This is a genomic window from Shewanella corallii (assembly GCF_023349125.1).
Lineage (GTDB): Bacteria > Pseudomonadota > Gammaproteobacteria > Enterobacterales > Shewanellaceae > Shewanella > Shewanella corallii.
This window is the reverse complement of the sequence record NZ_JAKIKT010000002.1, coordinates 535,270-559,350: the sequence shown is the minus strand read 5'-3', so window position 1 is coordinate 559,350 and position 24,081 is coordinate 535,270. Positions and strand designations below refer to the sequence as shown.

Below are 24,081 nucleotides of genomic sequence, written 5' to 3'. Positions count from 1 at the left end.
CAAATGATTCAGGGCGGGTTGAGCTGAAATGAAAAAGCGTAGCCGAAGCTACGCTTTTTTCGTTTCTCTGTCTCAGAGCTGTTTGAGCGCTGAGATATCATCTCTGACCCATTGCAGAGTCATCTTCGCCAGCGCACTGTAAAACTGCCCTGGGTCACAGGTATCGACCTTATCGACAAAGGCAGCAAGCCATGAATCGATGCAGGTTTCCAGAAACGCCAATTGAGACTCATCTGAAGCAGTCACACAAAGTTGTGCCATAAACGCCAGCATCACTGCCAGATGGTCTGCAGGCTCTTTAAAATCACTCTGAACCTGCAGTTGGCTTTGACGAAGGAAGTCACACATCACATGGTGTTGCTCACCAAAAATGGTGGGTCTGTCTTCATCACTGAGATACAAACTGGCGTAGGGAGAAGCAGCATTTTTATCTCCGACCAGGAACAGGCCGCAGAAATCTGCAGCCAACTCCAGCCGCTGACGCTCTGTGGTCATCTGCGTCAATGTCGCCAACAGGATCTGCACTGGCCTGGCCATGTTTGGATCCTGTGCCAGCATATCCCAAAACACCATGGCATCCGGGCTGGTCAATTCCTTTTGTCTTTGTTCACTAATCTCCCATGCAAACAGGGAGGAGAACAGGTTATAAACCAGACTGCGAGCTTGGTTTACTTCCGTTTGGCTCATACAGAAACCTCAATTGGGCCACTGAAGCCACTGACTTCAGGAACCTTGCCTGTGTATTTCTCATAGTCAACCAGACAAGTGTACGCAGAGCAAGCCTGTGCCAATTTAGAGGTACCTATATCCAGTGTCAGAGTATTGGGATCACCATAGGAATCCAATGCGCCAATCTCCCAACCTCCGGCTTTGGCACCGTCTTTACCCACGGGAGAGTACCAGGCCCCTTCCTGAATACGAATAACACCCTCAGGGAAGTTTGAAGAGATGACAGCGCCTGCCAGCAGCTGACCACGGTCGTTAAACACACGCACAATATCACCGTTTTTAATGCCACGCTTTTTGGCATCCTTGGCGTTGAGGTAGCAAGGTTCACGATCTTTCACTGTGTAGGTCGCGCGGAACTCGTCTGATTCACACATCTGAGAGTGCAGGCGCTTGTCAGGGTGACAGGACTGCAGCCAGATAGGGTGCTTCTTGGAGCCTGGGCCACCATGACTACGCTCAACTTTTTCCATCCAGGTTGGGTGACCCGGACAGTCGTCGTAGTTGTAACTGGCAATCTTACGGCTGTAGATCTCAATCAAACCGGAAGGGGTACCCAGTGGATTGATTTCAGGATCTTCCCGGAACGCCTGATGACGAACCCAAGGCTTACCTGGGCCAAAATCATAGTAGCCAGCCTTCCAGAAACTGGCGAAATCAGGCATATCAAACTGACCGTTATTCGCCTGTTTACATCCGTTGTACAGGTACTCGAGCCACTGCAGCTCGTTCATGCCACGGGTGTACTCTTTCTCTTTGCCCAGCTTACGGGCGAAGCGGGTGAAGATCTCAAAGTCAGACAGACTTTCATACAGAGGCTCTACCATCTTGTGCATGGCCAGAATACCGCGGTTTGCGTAAGCGCCGTAGATATCCAGATCGTTTCGTTCCAGCGTGGTACAGGCTGGCAGAACGATATCAGAGAATCGTGAACCGGCATTCCAGTTGGTATCAATGGTTACTACGCACTTGAGCTTGTGGTAAGCCTCTTTCATGCGATTACGGTTCTGGTGGTGATTCCACGGGTTACAACCGGAGAACACCATCATTTTAATATCAGGTAGCGTGACCTTATTACCGTTGGCATCAATCACCTTACCCGGCTCAAGGATTGAATCTATCCAGCGGGCGACAGGAATAACACTGCTATATCCCTTAAAGTCATTGTTGTCGAAAATCGGTTTGACGCCTTCATCAAGGTTACGGGGGAAAGCGCCTGGCATAGCGGCACCGGACGCAGGGATACCAATCCCAGAATAGTGGTGACCATAGCTGATACCGCCGCCAGGAAGACCGATTTGACCTATCATGGTTGCCAGTACTGCGGCCATCCAATATGGCTGTTCACCATGCTGCTGACGTTGAACACACCAGCCCATCATCATTTGCACACGGCCTGTGGTCATCACCTTAGCGAGTTCACGGATCCGCTCTGGGCTGATGCCACAGATCTTGCTGGCCCACTCTGGGGTCTTCTCTACGCCATCTGATTGACCCTGCAGATATTTAAGAAACTCATCAAAGCCCAGGCTGTAACCCTGAATAAAGTCAGCATCATGCCAGCCCTGTTTGACCATCTCATGGGCAATACCCAACATAAGAGGGACATCTGTCTGTGGGTTTACATATTGATGCTCAACATTTTCCAGGTAGTTTTGGGTTTTGCTGACCACAGGGTCGATGCTGATAACCTTAATCTTGCCCTCTTTAACCTTCTTCTTTAGCTCTGCGAGATAGAAGTAGGACTCGTGGGTTTCTGTATTCCAACCCACCTGCAGGTTTTTATAAGGGTCATTTGACCAAAGCACGATAGTGTCAGTGTGCTCCAGAATCAGCGACCAGGAGGTGCCTTGAGCATATACCTCAGTCGAGCCCAACACATAAGGCATAATCACCTGGCCAGCACCTGTGGAGTAGTCACCAACTTTCTTGATGAAGTTGCCGTGCATGGCTACCGCGCGTTGCATATGGCTGGTACAGGAGTGCATTTGACCTACGGCACGCCAGCCGGTTTGACCAGCATGCAGACCGGAAGGACCATATTGGGTTTGCACTGTGTTGAGGGCATCGATAAATAGCTCAAGCGCTTGATCCCAGGTTACACGAACAAAGCGAAAATCACCGCGCTTGGTGGTATCGCTGTCCCAGCCTTTGAGCAGGTAGTCCAGTCTGACCATGGGGTAGCGGGCGCGGCTGTTGTTGTATACCAGGCCACGGATGCCGTTGATCATGTCACTGGGGTACTTGTCAGTATCGAATGGCAATACCTTATCTATCACCCCGTTTTTACGATTGATTCGAAATGCGCCCCAGTGGCTGCCGGTGACCAGCCAGTCCTCTTTGGGCTCACTCAAGGTTCCTGCCATTGCCGTCAGTGGTTTCAGAACCGAAGTGCTGCCCAAGGCAACGCATGATACGGACAGCAAGCCTTTTAGAAAGTGTCTTCTATTCATTGTCATCAGAGGCATCCTATCAGTGGTGGCCAGACTTATCGAAAGTTGAGGAGTGTTCCTGCAGGTACTTCTGTACCAGCGCAGTGGTGTCCTGATCCATGTTCACAAAGGCCAGCATGCCCTGGAACATACCAGGCCAGGTATTGGCATCAAAGTGAGCCGGTGCAGGCTGAGTGTGGCAAACACTACAGGCTGTGTTGTACGTATCTTTCGCATAACTCCACAACATATCCGGGTTTTGCAACAGATAGTTCTTGTTGGTCCAGATATCCACTTCAACACGCTGCCATGTCAGGCCTGTCATAGGATCCTGCTTGTCCTCAAACACTCGGATAGTACCTTCATGTTTGGCCGCTTCTTTGGTCAGCTGGGCAGTCAAAATGTTTACGCCGAAGTCTTTGTAAATCACACGACCTGCGCCAATGCGCTTACGCCAACCTTCGATGCTGATTTTGACTCTGTCGCCCTGGGTTTCCAGCACTTTCACTTCAGTGGCGATGTTCAGCAAACCGGCATCTTTGTCGCCGGTAGGACCTTCAAAAAGCTCTTTGGTCAGAGCTGAATAGTATTCCTGTCCATCAACAGGGGAAACGCCATGGCCTACCTGAGCAATCAGTTCAGGAGCACGGGAAGTACCCATATCCGGCAGGTGGTGAGCAATGCCTTTGTGACAGTCGATACAGCTTTGATCTTTCTCCGCTGCCTGCTTCATCTGCTTCACTGCCAATGGGCTCATCTTGTCCCAATTCATAGACTTATAGTCATGGCAATTTTTACAGGTCTGGGAATTGGTTTTATCAAACTGCTTCCAGACGCGGCTGGCCATTTCCAGTCGTTTCTTCTCATATTTTTCAGGCGTATCGATAACGCCAAAAATCTCGCCGTAAATATCTTTGGCAGCAGCGACTTTTACACCCATCTTCTGGGTCCAATTGTGAGGCACATGGCAGTCAGGGCAGGTGGCTCTTACACCACTGCGGTTTGACCAGTGCACGGTTTCCTGCAGCTCTTTATAGGGGGTGTCTTTCATTGTGTGACAACTGATACAAAACTGCTCAGTGTTAGTGGCTTCCAGCGCGGTATTGAAGCCGCCCCAAAACACCACGCCCATAATGAATGCTGAAATACTGATTGTCCCCAGCGTCAGGTAACGCGCAGGGCGATTAAGGGTGCGCCAGAGGTTGATCAACCACTTCATAATAAAGCGTCCTCGAATTCGGATGTGGATGTGGAATTAGTTGTGTCCTGGCATGCCGCCAAAGGTGTTGTAGAGGAATACACACAGGCCATAGAAGCCGACAAAGCCGACGGCCAGCAGGGGGAACAGCACAACCACGATAAAGCCCAGTGCTTTCAGCTCGCTGGTCTTGACCTGATCTTCGGTGCCCTCGGAGGGGGTATTGGTCGCCATAACTGGTTAGTCTCCAATAGATTCACGGTTCTAATCATCGAACTATAGTTCAACGATATGAACGGATATGGCGGTCGGTATGAATGGGATTTGATATGTTGTGAAAAAAAATGAAAAAGTATAGCGGTTCACCTGTTTACATCAGATGAACAATGACAGCATTTATGCCAAATTCTCCCTGTTTCAGCCTGCTTCCAGCGAGCCGGGTTTACTCTGTCAGATTACCGAGAATTTATGCAAACCATTGCGTAAATGGTGTTTTAGTCTTGTTGTATTAAGATAAATTTATTAGTCGGCCGGGCTCTGTAGCGAAATTGCACTCTATCTGCCCGCGGTTACAGCAGATGCTGCTGGGCACTATTCGCTCCCGATTGACCGCATTTCAGAAAAATAACTCCTGTTGGTTAATTTTGTGGTGAGATGCGCGTCACAAATCACTTGTTAATGTGAAATGCGTAAAGTGTGATCTTTATCGCAAATTGTGGTGTTATTTAAACCAAGCCAACAACTTAGAGGCTTAATCTCAAAATCAGCATACGCCCCTGACTTGAGTCTCACAAGTGGGTTGTTGATAAGGTTAATGAATAAATGCTGCCAGCAGATCCTTCCAGGTGAGAATTCCAATCAGTTGCTTATCTGCTGTCACAGGTAAGCAGCCAATTGAATGCTTCAGCAGCAGTTCAGTTGCGGTCTTGATGTCGCTATCCGGTGCGACAGTCACAGGCTGACGGGACATCACCTGATGAACTCTGAGATTCAGTGTGTTTCTGTCTTTTTGGTTTTCAGCTGCCTTCCCCAGGCTTGGGCTAATGGCTTTAAACAGGTCTCTTTCAGACAGAACGCCGACCACGCGTCGTTTATCTGTGACCAGAAGGTGGTGAAACTCCACTTGATCAAGCAGGTCCCTCGCCAGCTCAAGCCTGTCATCCATATCCAGTGTCATGACTCTGGTGCTCATTATCTCTCTGACCGTCAGCATAGTTTCCTCCCTGAACAGGGTTACCCGGGTGGGATTCACGGCTTTGTCATCTGTTTGGGATTCAATAGGAGCAAAATAACAGTTCCACGAGGACGTCCCTGTGCCGCAACTCTCAACCAATTCCATTTCATGTAAGGCGTTGTCAGACCATAAAGCCGTCCGATATACCCAGTCTCTTGTGAGTATTCCCTCTGTAACTCCTGAGGATGGAGGTTGTCAGGACTGGATTAATGAAAAGCTTGCTGCGCTTGGCTTCAGTATAGACTGCTGGCGGGTAGAGGGGGTGACCAACACTCTGGCCGTATTGGGGCAGGGCCCAAGACGACTGGCGTTTGCCGGTCATACCGATGTGGTTCCACCTGGGGATAGCCGACGTTGGCGTCACAATCCATTTGATGCAGTCATCGATGAAGGTCTGTTGATGGGGCGAGGCTCTGTGGATATGAAATCTGGCTTGGCCGTGATGCTGGCTGCGATGGAGAGCCATATTGAACAATACGGGGTCCCTTCTGGACTGCAATATCAGTTTTTGATGACCAGTGACGAGGAGGGGGAGGCTGAATTTGGTACCCGTGAGATTGTTGAGAAGCTCAAATTTCGGGACCTTTTGCCCGACTATTGTCTGATTGCCGAGCCAACTGCGGCCCAGAAGAGTGGAGACACCATACGTATTGGTCGCCGAGGTGCCATCTCATGCAGAGTGAGACTCTCAGGGAAGCAGGGGCATGTGGCTTACCCCGGCGACACCTGTAACGCTGTTGATATGGCTGCAGAGGTGATGGCGACGTTAACCTCTATACCCTGGGATATTGGCTGTGACGACTTTCCGGGAACCAGTTTGCAGGCGACCTGGATTAACTCAGGTGCATTCGTTGATAATCTTGTGCCTGGGGAATGTGAGCTTTGTTTTAACGTAAGATTCAGCCACAGATACTCGGTTAATGAAATAAAACGGACTATTGAGTTGGCACTGTTTGAAAGGCTAAGAGGCAGGCAGGATACCCTTTGGCAATTGGAGTGGGATAGATATTGTGAGCCCTATTTTACCCCGGCTGGTCTGGATGACAGTCTGATAGCCAAAGTGGAAAGGGCTGTTTTGAGTGAAACCGGAAAGTATCCCTGTTTGTCATCTTCCGGTGGAACCTCCGATGGTCGCTTTCTGGCATCTGACAGAACTCAGGTAGTGGAATTGGGACTGCCCAATGCCACGATTCATCAGGTTAATGAGCATGCCAGGCTGGAAGATATTGTCTCCCTTTATCACATTTACCGTAAGCTGTTGCTGGAGTTTCGCTAGGTGTAGATGAAGTGAAAGTCTGCGATAGGTCAGGCTGATTTGCTCCAAAGACAATCGTTTCAACTATGTCAGCCGCTGTGATGATCACAGATTCAGCTGACCTCTTCTGTTTTGCCAAGCCTATGACTGTCTATATATCGGGCGCGCTTTTTGGTTTTCAGCTTTTCAATATCAACCAGCACAAGGCCGTCGATACATTCTCCAAAGTCGGGGTCGACACCAAAGTCGAGAAAACGGGTTCCACCAGCTTCTGTCACTTCGGCATACTGTTTATAAAGCGTCGGAATGGACTCACCCAGCGCAGCCATATTGGACTTGAGCACCCTGAATCCCTCGAGGTAGTCGTCTGAGCTGTATTGACTATCTAGACTGGATTGTAACGCCAACGGGAACTGTAGACTTTGATTGGCAGTGGCCAGGCCCTCAGCACCGAAATACTTGCGGTAAAAGTGCACCATCATTTGCTGCGCCAGAGGCTGCATATCGTTGCTAATGGTGACCGGACCGAACAAATATCTGTACTGTGGATTGCAGGCCAGGAAAGCGCCGATACCAAACCAGAGATAGTCCAGTGAGCGCTTACCCCAGTATTTGGGCTGAACAAAACTGCGCCCAAGCTCCAGCCCTTTGGCAAATATCTCATTGAACTTATCTGAATACTGAAACAGGGTTTGGCTGTATAGACCGCTGCTATCAGTTCCGCGGGGCAGAATCTTGTCACAACAACCAAATCGATAAGCACCGACTATCTCCATTGCATCTTTGTCCCATAACACCAGGTGCAGATAATCCTTATCATAGCTGTCTATATCCCGACGCTTACCAGTGCCTTCCCCTACAGCCCTAAAGGCAACTTCCCGCAGCCGACCTATTTCCCGCATGATTGGGTTAGTTCCCTTATGCCGGTATAGGTAAATCGCCATATTATCCTGGGTATGGCCAAGCAGTTCACATTGCTTCAATGCATGCCAGAGATCGCTGCGGGACTCGGGATGGGCGATGGGAGCGAGCGTCTTAAACAATGGTGGTTTGTGGGTCCCTGTGCGGTAGAGGTGAGTTTTCAGTTTACTAACCTGCTCCGGCAGACTTCCCTGCAGTAACTCAATACTCTCATAGGGAATAAGGCCGCCGACCCGCACTGGCATACTGCGATTTTGTTGTTTAAACATCTCTTTAACCAGCAGTAAACTTCCCAATGGCTTAAACAGCATAGAGGCACCGTAAAAGGCGGCGGAATTTCGGGCATTGGCCAGAATGGGCAACATGGGGGCCCGGCAGGTTTTGGCTATCTTCAAAAAGCCGGTTTGCCACCGGGTATCCCGGACACCATTGGGGCGCAGTCTGGACACCTCGCCGGAGGGGAATATCAGCAGGGCACCTCCTGACTTAACATGCTGGTGGATGGCAGCCAGATGCTGTTTTGGTGTTCCTCCCTGCATGTTATTGACCGGAAGCAGAATTGAGTGCAGAGGCTCAAGCGCCATTAACAGTTGATTGGCCACCACCTTGATATCACTGCGGACTTCACTGATCAGTTTGATCATGGCAAGGGCATCCAGCGAGCCAATGGGATGATTGGCAAATATCACCACGCCTCCAGATGTGGGTATATGTTCCAGTTCCCTGTCAACAAGAGTAAAGCTGAAGTCGAAGGCTTCCAGTACCTGCTCGACAAAATCTATGCCTTGAAAGTGTGCGAACTGATCAGCGATTTCGTTGCACTGCTTTTCATGGAGCAGGTACTTAAGCATGGCTTTGGTGGGGCGGGCAATCAGAGGATGTTTGTTTATATTGGGAAGATTATCTTCGAGTAACTGATCGACGGTAAAAAACATGGGGCGCTTCCTGTCCGGCAACAGGCGCCTGTAATGAGGCGCCGAAATTACCGACCAATAATAGCGACGCGGGGTGACTGAAACGTGACACTCAGATGACAGCCAAATGACCGTCGCAGGACGGCGTCATGCTTCTTTACGCGGTTGATCTATCATCAGGTTGGCTGGCAGGTTTATCAGTATTTCTGTGCCATCCCCCGGGTTGGAGTAGACTTTCAGCTCTCCTCCCAATACCTGAGTCACCAGGTTGAACACGATATTCATGCCCAGACCACTGCCGCCCTGTCCGCGTTTGGTGGTAAAGAAAGGGCAGAAGATCTGTTCCCTTACCTCTTGAGGCATGCCGCAGCCATCATCTTGGTAACGCAGTTCTATCCCGTCCACCAGTTGGGTCACTGACAGGTTCATTTTGCCGGGCGCACCCTCTTCAAAGGCATGCATTATCGAGTTGTTGAACAGGTTGGAGACAATTTGATAGAAGACCCCTGGGTTGGTTTTAAGCCACAGGTTGTCCGGGCAATCTATCTGGTAGTGATGATGGGTACGCTTCAGCATAGGCTCCATGGACTGGAGGATTTCCATTAGATAGTTGTTGAAGTTGAACTGGCATACTTCTTCATGGGATTGATCCACTGCCACATGTTTGAAGCTGTTCATCAGTTTGGATATACGGTTCATATTGGTGAGGAAGAGCCGGCAGGACTCTTCGACATCTTCCTGATACTGCGCAAAATCCCCTTCTGATACCTGATTGCACTGATAGCTGTGATTAAACTCTCTGATACGCTCCAGCAAGTTGGATGAGGCGGTCACACAGACGCCAATGGGAGTATTCATCTCATGGGTAATACTGGCGACCAGACCACCCAATGTCGCCATTTTCTCTTTGTCTTTCAACTCTTCCCGTGTCAGTTTCAGCTCTTCTACCATGGTATGAAGGTTGTCCTGACTGGCGCTGAGTTCCCGGGTTCTGGCGTCAACTCTGTCCTCGAGCTCCATATTCAGCAGGCGTAGCTCTCCTTCGGTATCTTTCAGGGCCTGAATATTCTTGATGGTGCCTGTCATGCGCTCAGTGGTGCCATCAAAATTTCTCTCAGTCGCTTTTCCTCTCAGTTCTACCCATATCCATTGTTCATCATCTTTGGCCCGTCCCCGATAACACACATGTATGGTCTCAGACTTCCCCCGTAGACAGGTTTTAATGGCTTTTACCACGGCTTCCTGATCGTCAGGGTGCACTGTGGCCATAACAGTTTCTTTTAAATTAGCCTCTTCACCCGGGTACCGGAGAAAGGTGTTGCTGCGAACAACCTTGCCGTCTTTTAACTCCCAATCCCAGAACTCATCGCCACTGCTCCACAGGGCCAACTGCAGCCTCTGTTCGCTTCGACTCAGCTGCAGCAAGAGTTGCTGTTGAACGGTGAACTTCTGTTGCCAGACATACAGAATAAGCCCCAGTACGCTCATTATCATGAGTGCGTAAAGACCATAAGCCCACCAACTTTGCCAGGGGGGAGGTGCAATGCGAATATGCAATTGAGTGATGTCACTGACTTCATGACTGAGGTTGGCAGCTCTCAGTTGCAAGAGGTAGGTTCCCGGAGCCAGGCCGGTGAAATTGACCTGATTGTTATGAACCTTAAACCAGTTGTCATTAAATCCCTGCAGTCTGTATTGGTAGTTGAGGTAACTGCCGTCTTTCAGGGAGGGGGAGTGGAAAAACAGGGTGAACAAATTGGTATCGTAGTTCAGCTTGATACCCGACAGACCATCTTCGAAGGGGGTTGCCAGCTGATCCAGCCAAAAGGTATCGCTCATCAGTCGAACCGACTCGATAATTGGCGCTGCGGGTTTAACTGAATTAAGGGGTTGCCCGGCAAGGATCTGGTTAAAACCATGGGTGCCGCCAAAGTAGAGGGTGCCGTCACTCTCTTCAAAATTGGCGCCGAAATTGAATTCGTTCCCCTGTATTCCGTCATTGATAGAGAAATTTTTAATAACGCCGGTTTCAGGGAAAACCAGACTCAATCCCGATGCTGTGCCAACCCAGATGCGGTCGAAGTTGTCTTTGTGCATCATGTAGGCGGCGTCATTCAGCAGGCCATTGTCCATATTGAAGAGCTTGACCTCGGCCGTGTCCGGATTGAATGAAAATATGCCATCGGATGATGCGGCCCAGATAGTGTTTCCTATGGTCTCCAGAGTCATCAGATGTTTACTGGGGATGGCCGGGTCGGTGTCTTCGCTGAAACGGGTGATGGTGCCATCACTGCTGATGCGGGCCAGCCCGCCGCCGTAGGAGCTCACCCATATGTTGCCTTCGTCATCCTGCAGTACGTCCGACGTTTCATTGCTGCCGAACCTGTCTTTGATGGTAACAAAGCCCTGTCCTTCTCCGACAAACCTTGCTACGCCGCCTCCCCGGGTGGTAAACCACAACCTCTGATTGTCATCCATAAAGTATTGATAAAGTGAGTCAGCAGGTAGTGAGGTGGGGTCCTGAGGTATATTGCGATAATGTCGATGCAGCTCATATTTGTTGGTTAACACCAGCAAACCGCTGCCACGGGTACCGATCCAGAGTTTGCCCTCGGCATCTTCACCGATAAAGCTGATAAAGCTGTTGCTCAGACCTTCCCAGGGGCTGTCATAGGGTGTTAAGTCGACTATGTTCTGACCTTCTTCTACAACCTGATACAGGCCTTGACTGGTTCCAACCCAAAGCATACCCTGGGAGTCCCGGTAAATAGCACGTGTGTTGAGGGTTGTAATATCCTGATTTCTGAGAGCACCCGGACGGATATGGTGCCAGGAGTCGGCAACAAGGTTCAGCCAGTTGGCTCCGCTGCCATCTGTACCTATCCAAAGCTGAGCTTCCTTGTCCAGCCACAGTGGCCCGAGTGTTGTACTGGAGAGGCTACCTGCATCCATAGCGTTGGGCTGATGTATTTGGGTGCCTTTGTCATTGATCTGTGCCAATCCCTGATTACGGATACTCAGCCAAAGGTTGCCATAGATGTCCGCCTTGATATCCAACATCTCCGCGCCACCATGCATATCCGGTAACCAATCACTGCGGTCAACCAGCTGATTAACAGAAAGCTGATATTCATAAAGCAGCTGATTGCCGGCCAGCCAAAGGGTATCGTAGCCTTCGTTGGTGATGCTGAGGATCTGACCATGAACCTGCTTGTGCTCCATCAGACCCGTTTGTTGGTTGTAACTCATCAGCCCGCCAAGGGTGGCAATCCAGAGACGATCATTGTGCAGGTGCACAGAGGTGACATGATCGGATGGGATTTCCGGACTGCTGTAATGACGTATGACAGATTCAGATTCAGGCGAGAATACAAACACGCCCTTATCACTGGTGGCAATCCAGAGATTCCCCACATTATCCTCACCCAGATCTGTGATGTTCTCTTTAGGGAGTCCGGTATTCTTGGGCAGGTAATGTGAAAAGGATTGTTGGGTGCGATTGTAGCGATTGAGACCGTCACTGGCGGTGGATAGCCAGAGTACACCATCCCGGGATAGATGAAGGTGGGCTATGTCATCACCAGAGGTGCTTGATGGAGAGCCATCGGCCTGAAAAATAGTGATGTCCTTACCATCATATCGGTTTAACCCTGACTGGGTCGCTATCCAGAGATAACCCTGTTCATCGGTAATAATGTCGTTGACTGTATTCATCGACAGGCCATCTTCTATATCCAGCTGGCTGAATCTGGGCGGAAAGCTGCCCCAGGCATCCTGAGTTATCGGCAGTAGAATAGTGATGAATAAGGCAATAAACAGGTTTCTGGTTCTCACTGTATATCTCCCGAGGAATAGTCTTCTAAAGTTTAGAAGCTGGGGGGGATATTGCGAGTCAGACGAAAAAAAGGCTTCCCGGGGGAAGCCTTTTAAGGTTTAGAAGAAAATGTGCGCCATCAAAGCGATAAACGGCAGAGTGACCAGAGTTCGCAGAATAAACACCAGGAACAGCTCCCAGGCTTTAATTGGAATACGGCTGCCAAGCAGCAGAGCACCTACTTCACTCATGTAAATAAGCTGGGTCACAGACAGAGTCGCAATTACAAAGCGCGTCAGTTCAGAGTCAATCTGGGCGGCCAGAATAGACGGGATGAACATATCGGCAAAGCCTACAACAATCGTCTTTGATGCCTCTTCCGCATAAGGGATTTGCAGCAGTTCAAGCAGTGGAATGAATGGCATACCCAACCACCCAAAGATTGGCGTATATTCGGCAATGATCAACGCCAGGGTGCCTATGCCCATTACAACAGGCAGTACCCCGAAGATCATGTCGATCATATTTTTACTGCCATCGACGAAGAAGTGCTTCACGCCGCCCGCGTTTTCTGCGCGGCTCAGGGCCCGGTCCAGACCCCATGACAAAGCTGTGTATCCTTGAGGGATCACTTCATCGTCTTCTTTGCGCTCGCTCTGATCGATAAACAGGTCTTTTTTGCGGCTCAATGGTGGCAGACGTGGCACCACTACTGCAGCCAGAATACCCGCCAGACATACGGTCAGGTAGAAAGGAATAAACATGTGCTCCAGCTGCACCTGAGAGATCACCACCAGAGAGAAGGTGATGGATACCGCTGAGAAAGTGGTACCAATAACCGCCGCTTCACGCTGGGTATAGAACTTCTCTTCATACTGCTTGGTCGTCAGCAGAATACCAACGCTGCCATCACCCAGCCAGGAGGTCATACAGTCAATGGCACTGCGACCTGGCAGGTTAAATACCGGACGCATAATCTTGGTCAGCAGCGCACCCAACAGCTCAAGCAGTCCGAAGTTCAGCAGCAGGGGCAAAAGCAAACCGGCAAACAGGAATACGCAAAACAGAATTGGCAGCAGATCATTCAGTACCAGTGCGCCGGTTCCACCTGAAGTAATCATGTCGGGCCCCATGGTGCCGTATGTCATGACGATGAACACAGCGCCAAGCAGACGAACCACAAACCAAACAGGGGAAACATCCAGCAGGTTCTTGAAAAAGCTGTTGTTCATTACGGCGGCAGGTTTCAATGCCTTGGTCAGCGTGGTGGCCAGCGCGGTGATCACCACGATCACAGTGACCATCAAAGGCAGATACTCAGCCAACCAGGCCTTAAGTCCCTTGGCAAGCACAGCGATAGGAATTGTCAGATCACCGTCATAACTGACAGGTGTCATAAACAGCAGCAGACCGATAAAGGAGGGGACGATAAAGGTCAGCATCGTCTTGATATTATAATTTTGTTTAACGTTTTCCACGAGTTCTAAACCCTTGATTGCCGACAAAAAACGGGTATCCCCATAAGCTGGGATATCAGCCACTTTGCATGGAAATGCAGTAGATTATGCAAAAGTGGTTGCAAGGTTAACCCCTTAGCGCGGCAGTGTAAAATCCATAAAATAGCAGTTGCCTGTCGCTAACAAGAATAAATATTCTCTTTAGGTGACTGGATATATGTTACCTGAAAAAATCATAAAAACACCAAAAAAATGCATATATATCATGGTGTTAACTTGTTGTTCTTGCGGTGTTAAATAATCTGATTGGTTTTTGCCTTTGAATGGTTATGCTGTCGTTGTCGGCAGGGATGGCGCATAAAAAAGACCCCGACATTGCGGGGTCTTTGTTTTGGTTACCTGCTGCCAGGTCGATCAACCAAAGGTATGCCGCAAGTCTCTGGCTTTTTCGGCGCTTTCCTTCAGCTTATAGGCTGACTGTTCAATCATATTAACGGCCTGCAGGTTCTCCTCGCTGAGGGCAGAAATATGATGGATATTGTCGGTGAGCTCTGCCACTACCTGGGTCTGCTGGTTGGCTGCAACTGCATTCTGGTGGGCAAACCCGTGTACATCACTGATGCGCTGATACACAGACTGAATATTGTCACTGGAAGCCTGAGCATCCAGCGCACATTTTTCTGCCTGGGCCCTGGAGTCATTCATCTGCTTGGCCCAGTCAGTGAGCATGGTAAACATCTTGTCGACACTTTTGGATATCAGGTTAGTGGATTGCTGAGTGCGGCTTGAAAGCGCTCTGACCTCATCAGCCACGACGGCAAACCCTCGTCCCTGTTCACCGGCCCGTGCGGCTTCAATGGCGGCATTCAACGCCAGCAGGTTGGTTTGCTCGGCAATCGCATCGATCTCCCCCATGGCATTGGCAACCTGTTCGGCTTCTTTATTAAGGAGTTCGGCGCTGGCAGCTGCTGCGGCGACAGAATCTGCCAGCATGCCCATATTGCGATTATTGGTTTGCATATTATCGCGGCTGGTGGCGCAATCACGATACGCTTCTTCAATATGCTCGGAAGTGGCGTTGGTGTTGCCAGCGACCTCAGAAATTGTGGTTTGCAGCTCTTCCATTGACTGACTTATCTGCACCATCTGCAGTTTTTCTTCATCAAGGCTGGCATGGGTTTGGCGTGTGGCGACCGCCAGTTCGTTGGCTATTTCGGTCAACTTTCCGGCCTGATCCTGAGTACGCCCCAATATACCCTGCATCTTGGCCTGAGACAGCATGAGTTGGAAGTCCAGCACTGAGGAGGTGTCTTTACCGCAATATATCCAGCGACTGATGGAATCATAATCCTGTTGCAGCTGAGTCAAACGTGCGGGTATCCGGAATGCTTCGTCATAAAATATGGCCAGATTCAGGCTCATTATCAGTATGCCTGCCAGCATCACGCCCCAGCTCCAGAGCACACCACAGGCCAGCAAGGCTGTGGTAATCATCACGCCACTGAGCATTCGCTTTTGCATCAGAGTCAGGGGCATGGGAATACGTTTTCCCTGATTCAGTCTGGCGTATATCTTGTCAGCGCTGGAGACCCAGTTTCGCTGTGGGGCACGGCGAACCGATTGGAAACCTGTTATCTGACCGTTGACAAAGATGGGAGATACAAAGGCATCAACCCAATAGAAGCTGCCATCCTTACAACGGTTTTTAACTATGCCGCGCCAGGTTTGCCCTTGTTTTAGCTTGCTCCACATCTCTTTGAATGCAGCCGCAGGCATATCCGGGTTGCGGACGATATTGTGGGGTTTTCCAATCAGCTCCTCACGGCTAAAGCCGGAGATCTCAACAAAATCATCATTAACATAGGTAATGATGCCTTTGGCGTCCGTGGTGGAGATTAACTCATCATTGTCGGTGACCGGGACTTCACCTGCGTGGTTTGCTTTCCTGAACGTCATATCTACTCCCTGATATACGACGGAATATGAACTGGAGTATAAAAATGTGACGAGTTTATCAGTTTTAATGGGAAAGGAAAGTTAGGAGAAGGTCTGAAAGCCTCTTTCTTACAATATGTTACGCCTTCATTATTGGTTAATATGGCTGTAGTAAAATGACCAGCCCTCAGACTGGCCAAGGTGTACACAAGAGGTGTTAGGCGCTCAGGTTATTCATTCCAGGTTGCCCCAGCCAATAACCGTTGCAGGCCAACTCTGGCCGTGGTGCATGCTCCCCCCGGATGAGTGCCATGGCGTAATCCAGCGATTCAGGCCCCAGGGGCGAGATGCGATACCAATCAACGCCTAGGTCGGTCATCTCTTCTCTGAAGTCCTGCAGATCTGTGCAAGCTGCAGACTGAGTCTGGATGCCATTTAGTCTCAACAGTGACTGGCCTTCCTGAGTCTCAAGCAGCAAGCCGCTGGGGTGACGACTGCAGACGGTATCGCACTGATCTTTAGCCAGACCCATATTTCTGGCGGTAAAGCAGCGGGCTGAATGGGCCAGTGGCAGGTGACCATAGCCAACAACTTCCGCTTCAAACCCAAGAGTTTCTTTGTGTTGCAGTACCTGCTTCAGCCAGTTGGCTGACAGCTCCACCGGCATAACAAAACGCTGCATGCCGCAGCGATGCAGGAATTGTAGAGTTTGCAGGTTATATTGATTGATATCCGGACCGGCGACGAAGGGAAGTCCTTGTTCATGGGCCAATTGCACAACCGCCATATCATTGGCTTCCACCATAAACTCGCCGTTGTCGACAATTTTTTTCAGCTCGGCCAGTTCAGATCTGGCTTCAACCAGTGTCAGGGTTGAAAGAACCACCTGCTTGCCAGCGTCTTTCAGTTGATGCGCTATATCCAGATAATCGTTGAACTTTAGCTGCCTGCGACGAGAGCAGACCACTTCACCCAGATAGACCAGCTCAATATCTGACGCCGCCACGGCCTGATAGAAGGATTCGACTTGCGGTTTTTCCCAGCAATATTGAACTGGCCCCAAAGAATATTTCAATGTTGAACTCATTTTCTTTCCTTACTGCCAGGCTCGCTCGTAGGCACCCAGGGTAGTGATTTGCCCCTCAGATACCTTGGCCAGCGCCTGATCCCAATCTCTGCGCACATTGAACTCCTGTGGATTGTTCAACAGAGTATCAATGGCCTGACGCCATACCCGGGTAACCTGTTCGACATAAGCCGGGCTACGTTGACGGCCTTCGATTTTTAGTGACGCTATTCCTGCCTGGTGCAGCTCTGGCAGCAGACTGAGCGTATTGAGGCTGGTGGGGGATTCCAGTAAGAAGCTTCCCTGTTGCTCCTGCTTTGTGCAGTAACGACCTTTACAAACAACCGGGTAACCCATCTGTTCATCCAGACTGGATTTATCTATCAGGACCTCATTGAGGCGGGTGTGGCGTTCATTGCCACACTCTTGCCAACGCACATACTTAGCCGGAGAACAGGAACCACCTGTATTGGGGGACTGGCCTGTTACCCAGGAGGATAGGTGGCAACGGCCCTCAGCCATAATGCACAGGCTGCCGAAGGCAAATACCTCCAGGTCGACAACCTGCTCTTTGGCCAGATCCCTGACCTGTTTCATCGACAACACTCTGGGCAGGACGGCACGTTCAATATTGAATGCCTGTTTGTAAAACTGCAGTGCTTTGGCGCTGGTGGCGCTGGCCTGAACTGACAGGTGCAGTGGAATATGGGGGTAACGATTGCTGGCGTATTCCAGCAGTGAGATGTCAGCCACAATCAGGGCATCAACTTCGGCCTGAGCGGCTAAGTCAACCGCACGATACCAACGGCCTTCTTCACCGGGCTTGGGAAAAGTATTCAGGGTTAAAAATATCTTGCGCCCCTGAGAGTGGGTATAACGTGCCGCTTCTGCCAGCTTGGCCGGGGTAAAATTGAGGCCGGCGAACGAGCGGGCATTGGTGTCATCTTTCAGACCCAGATAAATAGCATCCGCACCGGCATTGATAGCGGTTTTGAGAGATGCCAGATTTCCGGCTGGACACAGCAGTTCCATAAGGTGTAACTCCCTGTGGTCATAGTTTGTACCAAGACCACATCAACAATTGTGATTCTGTGATTGCTGTCCGAGTGTAGGGGGGTTTTGTGATTCAGGAATTGACGTAAAACAGGTTTCGGCTTTGAAAGCTCAGTTAGAATTCTCTGATCTGTATTTAAATCATACGATTAGAAATAAGGGATAGATATTTATGGCGACAGGGCTAAAGGCCGGAGTGGCGAAACGATTTCTTGAGTGGGCGCCGAAGCTGGCGGCCAAACCTCTGGCATTGGTACCTTTTGCGGTCAAATCACAGTTGATTAGGCAGATGCTGCAGCAGGTGCTGGCCGAACAGGAAAAGGATGGCGAACTGGAGTTTTTGGCTGGCCGACAGGTGGCGATTCAGATTTCCGATCTGCAACTGGAATTTCTGGTCAGCTATGACCGTGGCTGGCATATCTCACCTTTCGAAGCTTCCGCTGCTGAAGTGTGTTTTCGGGCACCGTCTCAGGAGTTGCTGTTGGTCGTCGCCGGTAAAGAAGATCCCGACACCTTGTTCTTCCAGCGCCGCCTGAGTATTGAAGGGGACACTGAGCTGGGTCTTGAAGTGAAGAACCTGCTGTTGAGCGTTGAGTTTGATGCTCTGCCTGCGCCGGTGCGGGTGTCGGTACAGAAGTTGGCCATTACGTTGCAGCAGCTGCAGCAACTTGCTGCGGGACCGGAAGCCACACCAGTGCATTAGGCATTAATGTATATTCAAAATTATCGACAAATTCATTTGATGAACTGCTGAAATTTTGTTATCTGCTGGTGTTTAAGGTTAAGTCTTTTAAATATAGTGAATTTATCGGCTTAACCTTACTCTTTAAGTGGTATATTCGCCTTAAAACTGCTTGAAAAGTGATCAAATTTGAGTGAGCTTACTCCTGACACTTTGCATGTGGTTATGTGAATATTTGGCTTAAGGAGCTAAAAATGAAATATAGATATGTGCTGTCGAGTCTTGTTTTAGCCGCTGCAGTTGGCGGTTGTACTTCTACTTCTGACAATGGCAAAGATGCCCCGGTCGAAAACTTTCTCACCCGTGACGGTAATGTCTATATTGTCTGGAAGGATCCGGCAAAATACAGTGACATCGAATCTACTGTTTGGTTGCAATCCAAGTTTGAAAAGTATCTGTTCACCGAGCTGACTGATGAACTCGGCCAGGAGGCCAATGAGCATCTTGGCAAAGATATGCAGCTGGATTTGATGGTGACCAATGTGGATCTGGCGGGCGATGTTCAACCTACATTTGGTGCCGGTCCTGACGATGTGCGCGTGGTATCGGATCTTTATCCTCCACGTATCGCCTTTGATTATGTGCTCAAGCAAAATGGCAGAGTCGTGAAGCAGGGCAGTGAGAACATCAATGATATGAGCTTCCTGTTCGGCATTCAGCCTATTACCAGCGATCCTTTCCCTTACGAGCGCCGAATTCTGACCAAGTGGTTTAAAGAGACCATTGAGCCTGCGCTGGCAAATAAGTAAGCCGTATTTCAGACAATACAAGACAAAACAGGTGGCCATGGCCACCTGTTTTTTTATCTCTGATTACTGTCGGCATCAATGCAGCTTCATGCGGGGGCGAACCGCTTTGAGCAATCGCTCTGCAATAAACAGGGCGAAACTTCGTGCATAACCATGAATCGCCAACTGGTGCATACGATACAGGGAGATGTACATCAAGCGAGCAATTTTGCCTTCAATAAACATGCTGTTCTTGCTCAGGTTACCCATCAGGCTGCCAACTGTGCTGTAACGTGACAGGTTCACCAGAGAGCCATGGTCATGGTAGTGATAGCTCTTCAGTGGTTTGCCATTGAGCTCAGCAGGAATATTGTGCTCCAGCAGCTGCGCCATCTGATGGGCTGATTGAGCTCTTGGCGGAACCCACTGACCGTTTTCCTGCATAAAGCCACAACAGTCGCCCAATACAAACACGTTATCACTGCCTTTCATCTTCAGCTGGGTATCCACCAGAATTTGATTGGCACGATTCAGCTCGATACCTTCTATCTGAGTCAGGATATCCGGAGCTTTTACGCCAGCAGCCCATAACATCATGTCTGCTCTAATCAGTTGACCTTCGCTGGTGACAAACCCCTCGGCTGTCGCCTCACTGATGCGGGTATTTTCCATCACTTCGACACCCAGCAGACTCAGCTCTTTACGGGCTGAGGCAGAGAGGCGCTCTGGCAGCGCAGGCAAAATACGTGGACCGGCTTCAATCAGGGAGATTTTCAGCTTATCTCTGGTCATTTTGCCAAGGCCATAGCCTTTCAGTAGCTCGGCAACATGGTACAGTTCTGCAGACAGCTCAACTCCGGTTGCTCCTGCACCGACAATGGCGATATTCAACGCCTGTTGAGAGTCTGACTGGTGCATGCGGGTAAAGTTGTCCAGCAGCTCTACATGGAACTCCTGCGCTTGCTTGTGAGTATCCAGGAAATGACAATGCTGCTTAACACCTTGGGTATTAAAGTCATTGCTGACTGCACCGATAGCCAAAACCAGCTTGTCGTAATGGATCTCTCTTTGGGGCAGGAGCTGGCGGCCTTCGTGATCAAAGCGTTCTGACAGCGTAATAGTCTGGGCCTGAGTGTTTAAGCCGCAAAATTCGCCCAGCTCAAATTGATAGCCGTGCTTTACTGCATGAACAGAGTAAACGACACCATCCAAATCTGAATCCAGCGAACCCGTTGCTACTTCGTGCAGCAAAGGCTTCCATATGTGGCTCCGGGAGCGGTCGACCAGCAAGATCTCGGCTTTGCCTTTTTTGCCCAGTTTATGTCCAAGCTGGGTTGCCAGTTCCAGGCCACCCGCGCCACCACCTACAATTACAATCCGGGGGAGTTTGGTCGTCATCTACTCAGTCTCAGTCATGCCTATTTAAGCTGGCGCAAATATTGCCCTGAATTGAGAAATTAGTCACGCCGAAAATATGGTTTTATTGATTAAAGTCATTGAAATTGCGCTGCTTGTGGTTTAACGCTTGGTTATCTGTGCTAACACCTGTTTGTTGGTGTTTCCTGAGATAGTGAGGTGTTTACAGAAGTTTTGCACTCCTGCGATAGACTTGTTTTTTACAGGTAATTGGTAGGGGAAGTTGCCAACTGCAGCTGTTGGCGTAAATTTGAACACATGTTTGCATCCAGCTATAAAAAAGGTCGCCCGCAGGCGACCTTTTTGACTTGGATTTTGATTAGCCTTCCAGCTTGGCCAGTTCGGCTTTCTGCTCGTTCAGCTTATCCATATCACGGGTGAACTCCGCCAGCTTGGCGCGTTCTTTGTCGATAACCGCGGCAGGAGCCTTGGCCACGAAGCCCTCGTTGGACAGCTTGCCTTCGATGCGCTTGGCATCCTGAGCCAGCTTCTCCAGCTGCTTGTCGATACGGGCCATCTCGGCGGCCACGTCAATCAGACCTGCCATAGGGATCAGCAGCTCCATCTCGCCTACCAGCTGAGTGGTCGACATAGGTGCAGTGTCACCGTCAGCCAGAATGGTCATGGACTCCAGCTTGGCCAGAGAGGTAAAGAAGGCCTGGTTGGCTTCAATACGGGCCTTGTCCTGTTCGCTAACGTTACGCAGCAGGGCAGACAGAGGCTTGGATGGGGCGATGTTCAGTTCGGCGCGGATGTTACGTACCGCAACGATCACCTTCTTCACCCATTCCAGATCTTCCATTGTCTGAGCGTCAACCTTGGCAGCATCAAATTCTGGGAAGCCCATCAGCATCAGGGTTTCACCTTCAACACCGGCCAGTGGTTTAACGCGGTGCCAGATGGTCTCTGTGATGTATGGCATCAGAGGGTGCATCAGGCGCTGCAGCTGCTCCAGAATGGTGACCAGAGTATGACGTGTGCCACGCAACTGAGCTTCAGTGCCATTGTTCAATACCGGCTTGGTCAGCTCCAGGTACCAGTCACAGAACTGGTTCCAGGTGAACTCGTACAGAGTGTTGGCAGCCAGATCGAAACGGTAAGCGGCGATATGGTCATCGAAGGTCTTAACGGTTTCGTTGAACAGACCGGTAATCCAGCGATCGGCCAGAGACAGCTCCATCTCGCCGCCGTTCTGTCCGCAATCCTGCTCTTCCGTGTTCATCAACACATAGCGAGAGGCGTTCCACAACTTGTTACAGAAGCTGCGGTAACCGTCCAGACGCTTCATGTCCCAGTTGATGTCACGGCCAGTAGAGGCCATGGCTGCCAGCGTAAAGCGCAGCGCATCGGTACCGTGGGCTTCAATGCCTTCGGCGAACTCTTTGCGGGTGCTCTTTTCAATCTTGGCGGCCAGCTGAGGCTGCATCATGTTGCCGGTACGCTTCTGAACCAGAGATTCCAGATCGATACCGTCAATCATATCCAATGGATCCAGTACGTTACCCTTGGACTTGGACATCTTGTTGCCCTGTTCATCACGGATAAGACCGGTCACATAAACTGTCTTGAATGGCACCTGAGGCTTGCCGTCTTCATCTTTGATGAAGTGCATGGTCATCATGATCATACGGGCAACCCAGAAGAAGATGATGTCGAAACCTGTCACCAACACGTCGGTTGGGTGGAAGGTCTTCAGATCTTCAGTGTTTTCTGGCCAGCCCAGGGTGGAGAAGGTCCACAGTGCAGAAGAGAACCAGGTATCCAGTACGTCATCGTCCTGACGCAGCGTAACGTCCGCGCCCAGCTTATGTTTGGCTCGTACTTCGGCTTCATCGCGGCCTACATATACCTTGCCTGCTTCGTCGTACCATGCAGGGATACGGTGACCCCACCACAGCTGACGGGAGATACACCAGTCCTGAATATCACGCATCCAGGAGAAGTACATGTTTTCGTACTGTTGAGGTACGAACTTGATATCACCGTTTTCAACAGCTTCAATCGCCGTCTTGGCCATTGGCTTAACAGCCACGTACCACTGGTCAGTCAGCAGTGGCTCAATCACCACGCCGGAACGGTCGCCATAAGGCACCTTCAGTCCGTGAGGATCAATTTTTTCCAGCAGACCCAGAGTTTCAAACTCAGTAACCACAGCGTCACGGGCTTTGAATCTGTCCATACCGGCATAGCGCTCTGGCAGGCTGGCATCCAGCTCGTTGTTGATGGTGCCATCTGTGTTAACCACTTCAGCAGTCGCGCGGATAGCGGCGTCCAGTGTCATGATGTTGAACATTGGCAGGGCGTGACGCTTACCTACTTCATAGTCATTGAAGTCGTGAGCCGGGGTGATTTTCACGCAGCCGGTACCGAATTCCATGTCAACATAATCGTCGGCCACAACCGGGATACGGCGGTTAACGATAGGCAGAATGATCTCTTTACCGATCAGTGACTGGTAACGCTCATCATCAGGGTGTACGGCAACCGCGCTGTCACCCAGCATGGTTTCAGGACGGGTAGTCGCCACCACTAGGTAATCTTTACCATCGGCGGTCAGGGCGCCGTCAGCCAGTGGATAACGGAAGTGCCACATGTGGCCCTGCTTCTCTTTGTTTTCCACTTCCAGATCGGAAATTGCGGTGTGCAGCTTAGGATCCCAGTTAACCAGGCGCTTGCCACGGTAGATCAGGTCATCTTCATACAGACGAACAAACACTTCCTGCACAGCAGCAGACAGGCCTTCGTCCATGGTGAAACGCTCGCGGTCCCAGTCTACTGAGGCGCCCAGACGACGCATCTGACGGGTGATGGTGCCACCGGACTGTGCTTTCCAGTCCCACACCTTGTCCATAAAGGCATCACGGCCCAGATCATGACGGTTCTTGCCTTCTTCGGCTTCCAGCTTACGCTCAACCAGCATCTGGGTAGCGATACCCGCGTGGTCGGTACCAACCTGCCACAGGGTGTTCTTGCCCTTCATACGCTGGTAGCGGATCAGGGTGTCCATGATGGTGTCCTGGAAGGCGTGTCCCATGTGCAGGCTGCCGGTGACGTTTGGTGGCGGGATCATGATGCAATAGTTGCCATTGCTCTGGTCACCGTGGGGTTTGAAATAGCCTTTCTCTTCCCAAACCTGGTAGAGAGCCTGTTCAATAGACTGCGGGTTGTATGTTTTTTCCATGGGAGCTTA

General features: G+C 50.3%; 16 protein-coding genes. 3 read left to right on the top strand and 13 right to left on the bottom strand.

Annotation, left to right across the window (positions count from 1 at the left end; translation table 11 throughout):
* Window positions 1–72: 72 nt before the first annotated feature.
* From torD to L2725_RS07730, 5 genes are all read right to left on the bottom strand, one after another.
* On the bottom strand, window positions 73–687 hold the full coding sequence (torD, locus tag L2725_RS07750) for a molecular chaperone TorD (protein ID WP_249248411.1): 615 nt from the start codon (window positions 685–687) through the stop codon (window positions 73–75).
* The gene (torA, locus tag L2725_RS07745) at window positions 684–3,179 is read right to left on the bottom strand and encodes a trimethylamine-N-oxide reductase TorA (RefSeq protein ID WP_249248660.1); all 2,496 of its coding nucleotides are present in this window, start codon (window positions 3,177–3,179) and stop codon (window positions 684–686) included. Before torA ends, torD begins: the two co-directional genes overlap by 4 nt.
* 19 nt (window positions 3,180–3,198) lie before the next feature.
* Complete coding sequence (gene torC / locus L2725_RS07740) at window positions 3,199–4,377, bottom strand: pentaheme c-type cytochrome TorC (RefSeq protein ID WP_249248410.1); 1,179 nt, start codon at window positions 4,375–4,377, stop codon at window positions 3,199–3,201.
* 36 nt (window positions 4,378–4,413) lie between these two features.
* Window positions 4,414–4,590: a periplasmic nitrate reductase, NapE protein gene (locus L2725_RS07735; protein ID WP_115136062.1), complete on the bottom strand. Its 177-nt coding sequence runs from the start codon at window positions 4,588–4,590 to the stop codon at window positions 4,414–4,416.
* 577 nt (window positions 4,591–5,167) lie between these two features.
* Window positions 5,168–5,569, bottom strand: coding sequence for a CBS domain-containing protein (locus L2725_RS07730; protein ID WP_249248409.1), 402 nt, complete (start codon window positions 5,567–5,569; stop codon window positions 5,168–5,170).
* A gap of 100 nt (window positions 5,570–5,669) precedes the next feature.
* Between L2725_RS07730 and dapE the strand changes: the two genes are divergently transcribed.
* Window positions 5,670–6,866 carry a succinyl-diaminopimelate desuccinylase gene (gene dapE, locus L2725_RS07725; RefSeq protein WP_249248408.1) on the top strand — a complete coding sequence of 399 codons (1,197 nt, stop codon included), beginning with the start codon at window positions 5,670–5,672 and terminating at the stop codon, window positions 6,864–6,866.
* A gap of 92 nt (window positions 6,867–6,958) precedes the next feature.
* On the opposite strand, the gene olsF is transcribed toward dapE, so the two are convergent.
* The 6 genes from olsF to ubiU all read right to left on the bottom strand — a co-directional run bounded on the left by olsF (window position 6,959) and on the right by ubiU (window position 17,984).
* Window positions 6,959–8,701, bottom strand: a complete 1,743-nt coding sequence (olsF, locus tag L2725_RS07720; protein ID WP_487392536.1) for a bifunctional ornithine lipid synthase OlsF — start codon at window positions 8,699–8,701, stop codon at window positions 6,959–6,961.
* 126 nt (window positions 8,702–8,827) lie between these two features.
* Complete coding sequence (locus L2725_RS07715; protein WP_249248407.1) at window positions 8,828–12,514, bottom strand: two-component regulator propeller domain-containing protein; 3,687 nt, start codon at window positions 12,512–12,514, stop codon at window positions 8,828–8,830.
* A 99-nt stretch (window positions 12,515–12,613) separates the two neighbouring features.
* On the bottom strand, window positions 12,614–13,936 hold the full coding sequence (locus tag L2725_RS07710) for a YjiH family protein (RefSeq protein WP_249248658.1): 1,323 nt from the start codon (window positions 13,934–13,936) through the stop codon (window positions 12,614–12,616).
* Window positions 13,937–14,365: 429 nt separating this feature from the next.
* Entirely contained in the window at window positions 14,366–15,907 is a 1,542-nt protein-coding gene (locus L2725_RS07705) for a methyl-accepting chemotaxis protein (RefSeq protein WP_249248406.1), read from the bottom strand.
* 196 nt (window positions 15,908–16,103) lie between these two features.
* Window positions 16,104–16,961 (bottom strand): U32 family peptidase, encoded by an 858-nt coding sequence (locus L2725_RS07700; RefSeq protein WP_249248657.1) that lies wholly within the window; start codon window positions 16,959–16,961, stop codon window positions 16,104–16,106.
* Between the two features lie 21 nt (window positions 16,962–16,982).
* Window positions 16,983–17,984 (bottom strand): ubiquinone anaerobic biosynthesis protein UbiU, encoded by a 1,002-nt coding sequence (ubiU, locus tag L2725_RS07695; RefSeq protein ID WP_249248404.1) that lies wholly within the window; start codon window positions 17,982–17,984, stop codon window positions 16,983–16,985.
* A gap of 193 nt (window positions 17,985–18,177) precedes the next feature.
* Between ubiU and ubiT the strand changes: the two genes are divergently transcribed.
* Window positions 18,178–18,708 (top strand): ubiquinone anaerobic biosynthesis accessory factor UbiT, encoded by a 531-nt coding sequence (gene ubiT / locus L2725_RS07690; RefSeq protein ID WP_249248403.1) that lies wholly within the window; start codon window positions 18,178–18,180, stop codon window positions 18,706–18,708.
* A gap of 233 nt (window positions 18,709–18,941) precedes the next feature.
* Entirely contained in the window at window positions 18,942–19,496 is a 555-nt protein-coding gene (locus tag L2725_RS07685) for a DUF3016 domain-containing protein (protein ID WP_249248402.1), read from the top strand.
* A gap of 75 nt (window positions 19,497–19,571) precedes the next feature.
* On the opposite strand, the gene L2725_RS07680 is transcribed toward L2725_RS07685, so the two are convergent.
* Together L2725_RS07680 and L2725_RS07675 are read right to left on the bottom strand one after the other, a co-directional pair.
* On the bottom strand, window positions 19,572–20,873 hold the full coding sequence (locus L2725_RS07680) for an NAD(P)/FAD-dependent oxidoreductase (protein ID WP_249248401.1): 1,302 nt from the start codon (window positions 20,871–20,873) through the stop codon (window positions 19,572–19,574).
* Between the two features lie 337 nt (window positions 20,874–21,210).
* Window positions 21,211–24,072, bottom strand: coding sequence for a valine--tRNA ligase (locus tag L2725_RS07675; protein ID WP_249248400.1), 2,862 nt, complete (start codon window positions 24,070–24,072; stop codon window positions 21,211–21,213).
* Window positions 24,073–24,081: the final 9 nt, after the last annotated feature.